General features: G+C 69.9%; 9 protein-coding genes. 6 read left to right on the forward strand and 3 right to left on the reverse strand.

The window, feature by feature from the left end:
• The coding region (locus tag A5787_RS23065) for a sensor domain-containing protein (RefSeq protein WP_197507357.1) at window positions 1-870 on the forward strand (870 nt) is incomplete at its 5' end.
• Between the two features lie 23 nt (window positions 871-893).
• On the opposite strand, the gene A5787_RS23070 is transcribed toward A5787_RS23065, so the two are convergent.
• The 3 genes from A5787_RS23070 to A5787_RS23080 form a co-directional block, all read right to left on the reverse strand.
• Window positions 894-1,463, reverse strand: a complete 570-nt coding sequence (locus A5787_RS23070; protein ID WP_066971363.1) for a hypothetical protein — start codon at window positions 1,461-1,463, stop codon at window positions 894-896.
• A gap of 238 nt (window positions 1,464-1,701) precedes the next feature.
• Window positions 1,702-2,835 (reverse strand): adenylate cyclase regulatory domain-containing protein, encoded by a 1,134-nt coding sequence (locus tag A5787_RS23075; RefSeq protein WP_156764087.1) that lies wholly within the window; start codon window positions 2,833-2,835, stop codon window positions 1,702-1,704.
• A gap of 4 nt (window positions 2,836-2,839) precedes the next feature.
• Window positions 2,840-4,231 (reverse strand): amidase, encoded by a 1,392-nt coding sequence (locus tag A5787_RS23080; protein ID WP_082977406.1) that lies wholly within the window; start codon window positions 4,229-4,231, stop codon window positions 2,840-2,842.
• Window positions 4,232-4,278: 47 nt separating this feature from the next.
• Between A5787_RS23080 and A5787_RS23085 the strand changes: the two genes are divergently transcribed.
• From A5787_RS23085 to A5787_RS23110, 5 genes are all read left to right on the forward strand, one after another.
• A complete protein-coding gene (locus A5787_RS23085; protein ID WP_066971366.1) occupies window positions 4,279-4,713 on the forward strand; it encodes an HIT family protein in 435 nt (144 codons plus the stop codon).
• 4 nt (window positions 4,714-4,717) lie between these two features.
• Window positions 4,718-5,167 (forward strand): nitroreductase family deazaflavin-dependent oxidoreductase, encoded by a 450-nt coding sequence (locus tag A5787_RS23090; RefSeq protein WP_066971369.1) that lies wholly within the window; start codon window positions 4,718-4,720, stop codon window positions 5,165-5,167.
• A gap of 98 nt (window positions 5,168-5,265) precedes the next feature.
• A complete protein-coding gene (locus A5787_RS23095; protein ID WP_082977407.1) occupies window positions 5,266-9,228 on the forward strand; it encodes a bifunctional diguanylate cyclase/phosphodiesterase in 3,963 nt (1,320 codons plus the stop codon).
• Window positions 9,229-9,286: 58 nt separating this feature from the next.
• Complete coding sequence (locus A5787_RS28670) at window positions 9,287-11,887, forward strand: LuxR family transcriptional regulator (RefSeq protein ID WP_082977408.1); 2,601 nt, start codon at window positions 9,287-9,289, stop codon at window positions 11,885-11,887.
• Window positions 11,888-12,452: 565 nt separating this feature from the next.
• The coding region (locus A5787_RS23110; protein WP_156764088.1) for a PE family protein at window positions 12,453-13,159 on the forward strand (707 nt) is incomplete at its 3' end.

Genomic DNA, 13,159 nt, shown 5'->3' on the forward strand with positions numbered 1-13,159 from the left:
ACCGCGCCCCGCTCGGGCCCGATGCCGCAGGCGGCCCAGACCCCGCGGCCGTGGGCCCCCCACAGCGGCCCCGTGCCGTCGGGCCCCCAGGCGTACCAGGGCGGCAGCGGTGACTGGGGCGGACCACCACCAGCCCAATTCACCGGCCCGGCGTCCTGGAATCAGCCGGCGCCCAAGCCCAAACGCAACCCGTGGCCCATCGTCGCCGCCGTCGTCGCCCTGGTCGTCCTGGCCGGCGGCGGCGTGGGCATCTGGCTGGTGACCCGGCCCGCGCCGGCCCCGCCGCCCCCGGATCCAATTCCGCCCGGCCGGCTCAGCGCCCTGCTGCTGGATCCGTCGGGCATCAACACCATCATGGGTTCGTCGACGATGACGCCCGGCAAGCCCATCACATCGACGGACACCTCGACGGTGACGCTTTCGCTGCCGAACTGCCTGGGGTCGCTCTATACCAGCCAGGACCCGGTGTACGCGGGCACCGGCTATACCGGGATCAGCGGGCTGGTGTCCTCCGAACCGGGCGACGACTACGACCACTGGGTCAACCAGGCCGCGGCGGCATTCCCGTCCGCCGACAAAGCTAAGGCCTTCCTGCAGGCTTCGGCGGACAAGTGGAAGGCCTGCTCCGGCAAGACGGTGACCGTGACCAACAAGACCAAGACGTTCAGGTGGACGTTCGCTCAGCTCAACGGCGGCCCACCGAAGATCACCATGCTGGAAACCCAGGAGGGCGCCGACGGCTGGGAGTGTCAGCGCGCCATGGGCGTTGCGAACAACGTGGTGGCCGACGTCAACGCGTGCGGCTACCACATCAGCGATCAGGGCGGGCAGGTCATCGACAAGATCCTCGCCAAGGTCGAGAACGAGTAGCCAAGGCGCACTGCGTCATTGGCCTACGACTGGAGGTCGGGGCCCTCGGCGCGCACATCGTCGACCGCCGACATCGCGTCGCGCAGCTTGGCCAGCCACTCCTCGGTGTGCTCGCCGACCAGCTTGACCGACCACGCGAGCGCGTCGGCGCGGGATCGGGCGACGCCGGCGTCGACCAACGTGTCGAGCACCTGGCGCTCGGGCTGCTTGAGGCGCGTCATCACCGGTACGGCGATGTGGGTGAACAGGATTCGTTCGCCGCTGACTTCCACGCCCCAGGAAACCTTGCGCCCGTAGCGATCCTGCGCTTCGTCGGCGATGCGCATGCGCTCCGAACGGGTCTCCTCGCGGAATCGCGAGACCCGGCCCTGCGCGCGGGCCTCACTCTCTTCCCCGGAGTTCTCGGGTTCGGCCAGCTTGCCGATGACGGTGATCTCTTCGCGGTCGACGATGACCGTGGGGTCGCCGTCGAACCAGGTTTCGGGAAGGCGCCCGGCGAACCATTCCGCCGCGCCGGTGGCGTCGGGCTGCTGGGCCTGCTGCCAGCCCCCGGGGCGGCCGTAACGCCGCCCGTGTGTGTGATGCGATTTCATGATTACATGATTACACCGTTACAGAGGTAATGGAATGCCGTTCACCGGGGGCGAACAGTTCTGGGTCGGCCGTGCGTAGCGCCCGCCCTCGGCGCCCTTGTCCGGGGCTGTTCGGAGTTGTATTTTTGGTAGCGAAGCAGGCCCGGAAGCGACCGATTCGAAGCGCTGGGAAACGGGGTAGGAAACCAGCCGCGTGCGACCTTAGCGTCAAACGCCCCCTAGAGTCGCCCGGGCCTGCCTATGCGGAAGGACCGTCCCCGCGGCGGATCCGAAACAGCTTCACCTCACTCTTGATGCCCTTGAGCTTGCGCGCGCCGGCGAACGATCCCTGGAAGCCGGCCGTTTCGTCGAGGACCTCCACGACCGAATCGGCGGCCAGCACGGTGCCCGGGCGCGCCACGGCGGTGACCCGGCTGGCCACGTTGACCGGGCTGCCGAACCAGTCGCCGGCCCTGCTCACCGCCATGCCGGCGGCGACTCCGGCTCGCAACCGCGGAAAGTCGTTGTCGGTGTCGACGGCCTCCACCAGCTTCAGGACGACGTCCAGCATGGGTTGCGGTTCGGGACAGACGAACATGACCGCGTCGCCGATCGTCTTGATGAATCGGACCGGCGGGACGGTCATGTCGCGGGCGAGGTGGGCCAGCCGGTTGGCCAGGTGTCCCAGCTCCTCGGCCGATACCGCTTCGCCGATCCGGGTGAAGCCGACGAGGTCGGCGAAGGCGACGGTGATGTGGCGCGCTCCCGGAAGCGGCTTGCCGGCGGCCCGCTCCGCGGCGTTGACCGCTTCGGTCTCCATCATGTGGCGCAGCTGCATGAACAGCATCTGCTGGATCATCGGGCCGAGCTCGGGCGCGATGCGGCTGACCAGCGCCTTGGACGCCTGGGCGATCTCCAGTTCGGTGGCTCCCGCGCGCATGATCGTCGACAGGGCGGTGTAGCGCATGACCTCGGCGGCGCGTGACAGGCCGTCGGCGAGCACCTGGACCACGAGCACCAGCTGCTCGGGATCCAGGCCCAGCTCGACGAACCGCTGGATGAACGCGGCGGCCTCGCCGTCGGCGCGCATGTGCACGACCGCGTCGGGGTCGTCCACCCGGACCAGGCCGATGGCGCGCTGCACCCGCTGCAGCAGCGCCAGGTCGACGCCGTAGGTCTCGCTGATCTCCCGGGTGGAGACGTAGGTGCCGTCGTCCCCGATGAGGTGGCGGGTGGCCAGCAGCAGCGGCGGGTTGGTGCTCCGGATCTCATCGGCGGTGACGCCCTGCTCCAGCAGCCACCGCACCAGTTCCGCCCGCTCGGTGCGCGCGGCGCCCTCGAGCCCCTCGAGCAGATCCTCGATGTTGTCGGCGGCCCCGTCCTCCACTGGCAATCCCCTATGACACCGGCGGCCGCCGGTGCGCCCACGGCCGGGCGGCCTCGATCTGCGCCGACAGCGACAGCAGGGTCGCTTCGTCGTAGGGCCGGCCCACCAGCTGCACCGCCAGCGGCAGGCCGTCGCCATCGAAGTCCCACGGCACCGCCGCGGCGGGCTGCCCGGTCAGGTTCCAGACCTGTTGGTACGGGACCCGCTGGGCCACCGCCAGCAACGTCCATATCGCGCCGCGGCGTTGGTAGGCGCCGATGCGGGACGGGCCCGCCGCGTTGCCCGGCGTCACGACGACGTCGACGTCGTCGAAGATCGACTGGATTCGCGCGCTCACCTCGGCCTCGGAGTCGCGCAGGGCCGTCATCCGCCGGTCCGAGAACATCGCACCGGCGCGCGCCAGGTTGCGAGTGCGCGCCTCGAGGCGCTCGGGGTGGGCTAGCGAGTCCGCGTCGTCACTGATGCCGCGCAGATAGCGGGGCAGGTAATTGGTCATGATGGCCGACGGCGGATAGACGGGGTCACGGGTGATGACCTCGTGGCCCAGATCGCGCAACAACGCGCCGGCCTCGTGCACCGCCGCGAGCTGCGCCTTGCCGAGCCGGACGGGCAGCGGCGTTGGGCCCTTGGTGCTCAAGGCGATTCGCAGCCGGCCGGGGTGGCGGGCGGCCGCGGCAACGAACTCGCCCTCGGGGCCGGGGACGGTCGACGTCGCGTCGAGGAACAGCGCCGCGTCCTGCACCGACCGGGCCAGCGGGCCGTTGACGCTCAGCCCGTACCAGGCGTCGTCGTGCGGCTCCAGCGACACCCGATCGCGTTGCGGTTTAAGGCCGAACACGCCGCACCAGGTCGCCGGGATGCGAATCGAGCCGCCGCCGTCGGACCCGAGCGCCAGCGGGGCCAGCCCGGCGGCCACCGCGGCGGCGCTACCGCCGCTGCTGCCGCCCGGCGTGCGCTTGAGGTTCCAGGGGTTGCGGGTGGCCCCGAACGTCAGCGACTCGGTGTAGGGAAACATCATCAGCTCGGGCACGTTGGTCTTGCCGATGATCACCGCGCCGGCCGCGCGCAGCCGGCGGACCGCCTCCCCGTCGGAGGTCACCGCGGGACGGTGTCCGCCGCTGCCGTACGTGGTCACCTCGCCGGCGACGTCGACGTCGTCCTTGATCGCGACCGGCACCCCGAGCAGTGGCAGCCGCTCCCCCGCGTCGAGGCGGTCCTGCGCCTCGGCCGCCTCGTAACGCGCGCTGTCGGACAACACCACGCGGTAGCAGCGCAGCTCGCTGTCCAGGCGCGCGATCCGCTCCAGATAAATTTCCAGCAGCTCCGGTGCGGTCAGTTCACCGTCGGCCAGCATCCGCGCCTGCGCGGCCGCGCCGGCGAAGGCCACGTCGCGAGCGTCCACTGCGGCAGCGTATCCCGCGGCTCCCGTCGGTCAGTACCGTGGGCGACATGCCCTGTGTGTTCTGCGCGGTCGTCGCCGGGGAGGCCCCGGCCCTGAAGATCCACGAAGACGACGACTACCTCGCCATCCTCGACATCCGTCCGTTCACCCGGGGCCACACGCTGGTGATCCCCAAGCGGCACACCGTCGACCTGACCGACACTCCGGCCGAGACGCTGGCCGGCATGGTCGGCCTCGGCCAGCGGATCGCCCGGGCCGCCCGCGCGACGGAGTTGGCCGACGCGACCAACATCGCGATCAACGACGGGCGAGCCGCCTTTCAGACGGTGTTCCACATCCACCTGCACGTGCTGCCACGGCGTAACGGCGACAAGCTCTCGGTGGCCAAGGGGATGCTGGTGCGCCGCGACCCGGACCGGGAAGCCACCGCGCAGATCCTGCGGGACGCCGTGGCACGCATCGACGCGAATCAGCAAGACTGAGCCCATGAGCAACCTGACTCCACTAGAACAGTTCGTGCTGATGCCGTTCCTGCGCCTGCACGACACGATCTACCGCAAAACCGACGGCAGGATCGGTCACCGGATCCCGGGGATGCCGCCCAGCCTGCTGTTGCACACCACCGGCGCCAAGACCGGTCAGCAGCGCACCTCGGCGTTGACCTACGCGAAGGACGGCGACTCCTACCTGGTCGTCGCCTCCAAAGGCGGCGACGAGCACCACCCCGGCTGGTACCACAACCTGCGCAAGCATCCCGACTGCGAGATCAACGCCGGCCCCAGGCGGATCGCGGTGACCGCCCGGCAGGTCGGCCCCGACGACTCCGACTACGCGAGGCTGTGGGACATGGTCAACAAGAACAACGCAAACCGTTACAACGGCTACCAGAGCCGCACGACACGACCCATCCCGATCGTCGTACTGACTCCGCGTTGAAAATTGCCAGGTAGAACCCCTGACGGGCCGCGGCGGGCTATTCTCCTGTAGCGCGCGGTGAACGTTCACCGCAAAGCGCGGGATCGGCTGGAGCGGCTATGACACGGCGGGCGGGAAATCCGTGGCGGCGGTTGGGGCTGTCCGCCCGCGCGGGTTGGCTCCTCGTCACCGTCTACGGTGTCGCGACGCTGCTGGTGGTGGCCTCGTCGCTGTTCAGGTGGCGCGGCGCGTACGGGACGCGGCCGGTCGACGAGGCCGCGTTCGCGCTATGTCTGCTGGTGGCGGGCGCAAGTGCCGGCTATGCCGCCCGTTTCTCGACCGGTCGCCGCAGATTCGGCTGGCTGGCGCTGTTGATCGGCCTGGTGGGCTGGGCTGCGGGCGAGGTCCTCTGGTCGGGCTACGAGGTGCGTCCGGAGATCGAGCACGCCACCCACCCCGCCGTGGCCGAGGCCGTGTTCAGTTTGTACCCGCTCGGCGCCATGGCGTCACTGGCGCTGTTGTCGCACCTGTCCCGCCACAGCCCCCGCCGGCTGGTGCTGGACGGCCTCATCGTGGCGACCTCGTTGTTCGTCATCTCCTGGGTGTTCGTCCTGGACAAGCAGCTGCGCGAGGACACCGGCTCGCGGCTCGCCACACTCATCGAGGTGTTCGCCGACGTCGTTATCTTGACGACGGCGATCCTGATGCTGTCGCGGGTCCGCTCCAACGACCTGCCGAGCCGGGGCCTGCTGGCCGGCGGCATCGCGACCATCGCCGCCGCCGACATCGCGATGGTCTTCCAGACTGGGGTAGGCAGCTATCACCTGGGCGATGTGACCGACGTGGGGCGGGTGGCCGGATTCGGGCTGCTCGCGCTGGCGGGACTGGCCAGCGTCCACGAAACCGGCAACGACCATCCGCGGACCGAGATCATGTCCCCCGCCCTGCTGTGGCTGCCCTACCTGCCGCTCATGCTGGCCGCCGCGGTGGGCCTGGGTCATGCGGTGGCCCTGATGGCGCACGGGCCGTTGCTCGCCGCGCTGGGGATCCTCGTCGCCGCGGTGCTCGCGCGGCAGTTCATCGTGCTCGTCGAAAACCAGGGCCTGCTCACCGAAGTCGCCCGGGAAGCGTTCCGCGACAGCCTGACCGGCCTGGCCAACCGGGCGCACTTCCTGCATCGCCTGGAACAGGCAGTCGCCCGGCAGCGCCGCGACGGTGGGCCCATCGCGGTGTTGTGCCTCGACCTCGACAACTTCAAAGCGGTCAACGACGCCCTGGGACACCCGGCCGGCGACGAGCTCCTCGTCCGGGTCGCCGGCCGGCTCACGGCCGCGCTGGGCGGCACCAGCACCGTGGCGCGCCTCGGCGGCGACGAATTCGCCGTCCTCATCGAGGCTTCGGTCGAGGAATGCCAGGCTGCCGCGGACCGCGTTCTCGACGCGTTCGGCGCGGCGATCGTGATCGACGGTGTCCCCATCGAGGTCAGGCCCAGCATTGGCTTCACCGTGGCCGCCGCGGCGTCGAATTGCACCGTCGACCAGCTCCTGCAGCGCGCCGACTTGGCCATGTATGCCGCCAAACGCGAAGGCGGACAATGCATTCGAGGCTTCGTGCCCGACTTGCCCTTCCCCTACGCGTTCTCCGAACCCGCGCAGTCGGCGGGATCGGTCTCAGCGGGGGTGGACCGGGGCGCCGGGCCGGCCCCGGCGGGCGCCTTCGGCACCCAGACCAAACTGGCACGATCGCTGGCGCCGATCGCCGAGGCCGCGACCGCACCGCGGGAGCGAATGCACGACACCCCGGCCGGCATGCGGTGGCCGCCGACGTCAATCCGGATTGCCTTGGCGGCGTTGGGGATTGGCGTGGCGGCCTTCGCCTTGACGAGCGTGGTGGATCCCGCTGCCGCCCGCAACGCGTTCTTCGCCAAATTCCTGTATCCGACGCTGAACCTGTCGGCGGCAGGGCTGATCGTCGTTCGCGCCTACCGTGTCACCGCCGACCGCCTCGCCTGGGTCTTGATCGCGATCGGCATGGCGGTGTCGGCGATCGGTGACATCGTCTACGTCACGTGGGTGCCCAACGGCCAGTCGCCCTCGGCGGCCGATCCGGAGTATCTGGCGTTCTACCCCTTCCTGTATGCCGGGCTGCTGCTGCTCATGCGGTCACGGCTGAGGTCGGTGCCGCTGCCGATCCGGCTCGATGCGCTGGTGTGCGCGTTGGCCGCGGCCGCGGTGGGCGTGGCCCTGCGGGCTGGGCCGATCCATGCGGCCGCGGTGCGCGCGCCGGCGACCGTGCTGGTCGGGCTGATCTACCCGTGGGGCGACCTGGTGCTCTTGGCGCTGACCGCCGGCATGCTGCCAATCCTGGGCTGGCGCAAGGGGATCCGCTGGGGGCTGCTGGTCGTGGGGTTCATCGCCTTTGCCGTCGCCGACACGGCGTATCTCTTCGAGACGGCCGAGGGCACCTACCGGGTGGGCACCACGCTCGACGCGCTGTGGCCCGCCGCATCGCTCCTGGTGGCCATGGCGAGCTGGGCGCCGTGGACGTCGACGGCGCCCGCACCGAAACGCGGAGTGGGCTCCTACACCGTGCCGGTGGTGTGCACCGTCGTGGCGCTTACGGTCGCCGTGGTCGGGCACAACTCAAGGCTGGCAACGGCTCTGGCCGCGTTGAGCCTGATCGCGGTCGCGGCGCGATTCTCGGCGACCTTCCGGGACGTCAGCATGCTGGCCGAAAGGCACAAGCAGGCCATGACCGACGAACTGACCGCCCTGCCCAACCGGCGGTCGCTGGCGACCGCCCTGACCGGACTGTCCGAGTCGGCGTCGGCGGGGCCCCTGTCGGTGCCGGGGGCGCCGTCGCGGCGGGCGCTGCTGTTGCTGCACCTCTACGAATTCGACGAGATCAGCGACTCGATCGGCGCCCGGTTCGGCGACGAGCTGTTGTGCCACGTCGCAAACCGCCTGGCGCACTGCGTGCGTCACGACGATCTGCTGGCGCGCGTGAACGACGACGAATTCGCCATCCTGCTCGCCGAGGGGTCGGACCTCATCGCCGCGCGCGCCCAGGCGGGCCGGTTGCTGGAGGCCCTGAGCGAGCCGTTCGCGCTCGATCCGATCACCGTGCAAATCGACGCCCGCATCGCCATCGCGCTATGCCCCGACCACTGCGACCATCCGCAGGAGCTGTTGAATCGCGCCGAGATCGCGATGCCCCACGCGAAATCCGCCATCAGCAAGATCGCCGTGTACGACTCGGCGTACGAGATGTACCGCGACAACGACCCCAACCTGGTCGAGGAATTGCGCGTCGCCCTGCTGGATGACGAGCAGCTGACCGTGTACTACCAGCCCAAGATCAATGCGAGCGACGGCAGCGTCCACAGCGTCGAGGCGCTGATGCGCTGGCGCCATCCCCACCGCGGGTTGCTGCTGCCGGAGGAATTCCTGTGCGCCGCCGAGCGCGCCGGGCTGATGCGCCAGGTCGCCAACCGCGCCATCAACCTTGCCCTCAAGCAAACCCGGTCCTGGCGCGACCAGGGCATGGCGCTGCCCGTCGCGGTGAACTTGTCGACGACGAACCTGCTTGACCTGGACCTGGTGAGCACGATCGAGGGGCTGCTGCGCACCCACGGCCTGCCGGCCGACTCACTGATCGTCGAGATCACCGAAAGCGCCCTCGTCGACTCGGCGCGCTCCCGCCACACCGTCGCCGCGTTGCAGGCCCTCGGCGTCCGGATCTCGCTGGATGACTACGGCACGGGATGGTCGTCGCTGGCCCGCCTGCAGGACGTCTCGGTCGACGAGCTGAAACTCGACAGGGTCTTCGTGTCGCGGCTGGCCCACGACCCGCGATCGGTTGCGATCGTGCGCTCCACCGTGGCGTTGGCCCGCAGCCTGGGCGCCGACCTGGTCGCCGAGGGGGTCGAAGACGAGGTCACCCTGCGCGCGCTGCGCCGGTACGGCTGCACCATCACCCAGGGCTTCGTGCACAGCCCGCCGTTGCCGCCGGATGACCTGCGCGACTGGATCGCCGTCCACGCGCCCACTTCCCAGCGGAGCGAATCGCGCGTGACCGACTGAACGGCCAGAACACCCGGTTATCGAGACGAAAACCACTATGCCTGGCTAACATTTTGCTGTGCTCGACCACTGGCCCATGATCGGCCGCGACCGTGAGATCGGCGAGATCACGCGCGCGATCGCCGATGATGCGGTGCGGGGGGTGGCGCTGGCGGGCAAGGCCGGAGTCGGCAAGTCGCGACTGGCCCGCGAGGCCGTGTTGGTAGCGGCGGCGGGCGGGTGGACCGTTCGAAGCATCTCGGCCACCGCGACGAGCAGCCCGATCCCGCTCGGCGCGTTCTCGCAGTGGACCGACGATGTACAGAGCGAGCCGTTTGCGTTGGCGCGCAGGGTCATTGAGACACTGACCGCCGGCACGCAACCGGATCGCCTCGTGGTGTTCGTCGACGACGCCCATCTACTGGATGATCTTTCCGCGCTCGTCCTGCACCAACTCGTTCAGTCGCGGGCGGCCGCCGTGATCCTCACGATCCGTACCGGCGAGCACGCCCCGGCCGCGGTGACGGCGCTGTGGAAGGACGGAATGCTGCGGCGGCGCGAACTAGAACCGTTGACCCGCAACGGAATTGACGACCTGTTGGAGGCGGCCTTCGGGACGTGCCCGGATCGGCAGTGCGCGGACAAACTGTGGCATCTGACCCGCGGGAACGTGCTGTTCCTCCGTCAGCTCGTCGAACAGGAGTACCGAGCGGGACGGATGGTGGCCCAGCGGGGCGCCGTGCGCTGGCTCGGGGACACCGCGATCTCGGGATCCCTCGCCGAACTAGTGGATGTGCAGATCGGCGCCATCCCAGGCGATGTGTGCGACGTCGTGGATCTGGTGGCCGTTTCCGAACCCGTCGACTGGCACTGCCTGAGGCTGATCGCCGAACAGGACGCCATCGAAGATGCCGAGCACCGCGAACTGATCCGGATGTCGGGCAGCGAGGTGTACATCGGTCACCCGCTGTATGCCGAGGTCCGCCTGAATCGTTGCGGCTCTTCGCGGTTGCGCCGCCTTCGCGGCCAAGTTGCCACCGCGATGAAGGACGGCGGAGGCGCCGCAAAGGTCGTCAAGCGGGGGCTGCTGTGGTTGGAGTCCGACCTCCCGCCCGAGCCGGACGTGCTGTTGTCGGCGGCCACGGCCGCGAGTTCGCTGCTCGATTTCGAGACGGCGGAGCGGCTGTTCAGGGCCGCCGCCGCAACCGGTATCGGCGCGCAGGCGCGGATACCCCTCGCCTACTCCCTGTTCATGCTGGAAAAGGGAGAGCTTGCCCTGGAAGTCCTCGAAGGGGTCGAGGTCGACGAGGCGACCGAGTCCGCATTCATCAACGACGTGGTGATGCGTGCGTCAAATCTGTTGTGGGGGCTGCGATCACCGGAGCGGTCCTGGCGGCTCATCGACGACGCGCTCAAGGCCTCGCACGGAGCGCGGCGGCAACAAGTGCTGGTTTTCCGCGCCAATCAGCTCGCGCTGGCGGCGCGGCCGACTGAGGTCCTCGCGACGATGGCCGATATCGATTATCAGGACCTCGACCGGTACGGCGCGACGATGGCTTATAGCGCCGAGAGCATGGCCTACGGCGAACTCGGTCAATCCGATCAGGCCGTGGCGAAGGCCGTCGAGGCCGACCAGGCGCTCACGCTCAGCGAGCAGGGCAAATTCCTGCGCCAGACGTTGACCGAGTTTCACACGTTCGCCCTGGTCGCCGCGGGACGCATCGCCGAAGCAGCCGAGGTGGCCGAACGCAACCGCCGCGCCCAGCGCGACGAGCCGGCGGATGTACGAGCGGTGGCGTCGGAGATCCTCGGCATGGTGATGCTGGCCGCCGGTGACCTCGACGCGGCGCTGCGGCACCTGCCCGAGGAAATCGATGCCGAGATGGCGAACAGTTTCCACGTGGTGAACAGCTTCCACCGGTTCCACCTGCTGCGCGCGCAGGCGCTGGCGCGCTCCGGCGATGCGGATGGGGCCGACCGTGCCCTGCGCAAGGCCCAGGAACACCGGCATCCGGCCTACGTGTACGTGACCTCCACCCAACTGCTGGCCGAGGCCTGGCTGGCCGCGGTCCGCTCGCGGGCCACCGAGGCGCGCCGGCTGGCCCGCGAGGCGGCGGAGTTCGCGTGCGAGCACGATCAATTCGCCCGTGAGGTGTGCTGTTTGCAGACCGCCGCCCAGTTCGACGATGCCGGCGCGGCCGCGCGGCTAGCGGAATTGGCCACGCGGGTGGACGGGCCGCGAGCCGCGGTGGCGGCACGCTACGCGGCGGCGGTGAGCGCCGATGACGCCGGTGAACTCGACTGGGCCTCAGCCGAATTCGAGACCATGGGCGACCTGCTGACCGCCGCCGACGCAGCGGGGCAGGCCGCCACGTCACACCGGCGGGCGGGCCGGGCGGGCAGCGCACTGACCGCGGCGGCGCGCGCGCACCGGTTGGCGACCGTATGTGGCGGCGCGACCAGCCCCGCGATCCGGGCGGCGTCCTTCGCGCCGCCGTTCTCCAACCGGGAGCGCGAGATCGCGGTGCTGGTGGCACAGGGATTATCGAATCGCGAGATCGCCGAGGCGGTGTCGCTTTCGGTGCGGACCGTCGAAAGCCACGTCTATCGCGCCAGCAGCAAGGCCGGCGTCAGCGGGCGTTCCGCGCTGGGCGAGATGATGCGCGGCGCGAGCGGCTGAGGCCGCTTGGCGGGAGCGAGCCCCGGTTTCGCCGTAGTCTTTTAGCCTGATTGCCTGGAATTGTGGCGGTCCCTCGCTGATCGCACCCGGCGCTTGATCGCCTAACACATGGCCTCGGGGCCGTTGTGGAAACGCAAGCCGCCGGCGGAAGGTCGCCGTTCCGGGCCGAGCTGGGCCACCCAGGCCTCCCTCCGCGCCGCCGTTGTCGCCAGGTAATCGCCCTTCGGGTCGGTGCTGGCACGTCCCTGCGGCCTCCACGCGAATAGCGTCCGGAGGACTGCCATCTCGTGCGGCGGTGACAGCCGTCGGCACCGTCGAAAGCCACCACTACCGCGCCTGCAGCAAGGTCGGGGTCAGCGGACGTTCCGCGCCCGCCGGGATGATGCGCAGGGCAGCTGACGCGCGCTTTCGGCGTCGATGCAGTACTCGGCGCCGCGTACGCGCTCAAATTGCAGTAGTCGGTCCCGCATCGGAATCGAGCGCCGTCGCCTGACAATCGGCCTTTGGAGGCCGTGGCGGGTCAGGTTGCTGCCGTGCCGGCGCGAGAACCGTACGGAGGACTGCTATGTCGTTTGTAATCGCTGGCCCGGAGGCGATGGCGGCCGCGGCGGCGGACCTGACCGGCATCCAAACGGCACTCAACGCAGCCGGCGCGGCAGCACTGTCCCCGACGACCCAGATCGAGGCGGCCGCCGCCGATGAGGTGTCGGCGGCGATCTCGGCCCTGTTCGGCGAATACGGACAGGCGTACCAGGCGCTGAGTGCGCGGGCTTCGGCGTTTCACGACCAGTTCACGCGCGCGCTGAACGGTGCGGGCTTCTCCTATGCAGCGACCGAGGCCGCGAACGCGTCGCCTTTGCAAACGCTCGAGCAGGACATCCTGGGCGCGATCAACGCGCCGACCCAGACGCTGCTGGGGCGCCCGCTGATCGGCAGCGGCGCCGACGGAACGGCGGCCAGCCCCAACGGCGGCCCCGGCGGGCTGCTGTACGGCAACGGCGGCAACGGATTTTCCGAACCGACCGGTTCCGGTCTGGCGGGTGGTAGCGGCGGGGCGGGCGGACTGGTCGGCAACGGCGGCGCCGGCGGCACGGGCGGGTCGGCCTCCATCGGCGGCGGTTCCGGCGGGTCCGGGGGCGCAGGGGGTAATGCCGGTCTGCTCTTCGGCACCGGCGGGTCGGGCGGCCAGGGTGGCAATGGCGCGTCCGGGGGCGTTGGCACGTCGGCAACGCCAAGTCCAACAAGGCCACTGCCCTGGCGCCGGTGCGGTCC

Source organism: Mycobacterium sp. 852002-50816_SCH5313054-b (assembly GCF_001667185.1).
In the GTDB taxonomy this organism is placed as follows: domain Bacteria; phylum Actinomycetota; class Actinomycetes; order Mycobacteriales; family Mycobacteriaceae; genus Mycobacterium.

Coding starts and splice junctions, on each gene's coding strand:
- A5787_RS23090 (WP_066971369.1), top strand. CDS start 4,718: ATGAGCAACCTGACTCCACTAGAACAGTTCGTGCTGATGCCGTTCCTG.
- A5787_RS23085 (WP_066971366.1), top strand. CDS start 4,279: ATGCCCTGTGTGTTCTGCGCGGTCGTCGCCGGGGAGGCCCCGGCCCTG.
- A5787_RS23095 (WP_082977407.1), top strand. CDS start 5,266: ATGACACGGCGGGCGGGAAATCCGTGGCGGCGGTTGGGGCTGTCCGCC.
- A5787_RS23070 (WP_066971363.1), bottom strand. CDS start 1,463: ATGAAATCGCATCACACACACGGGCGGCGTTACGGCCGCCCCGGGGGC.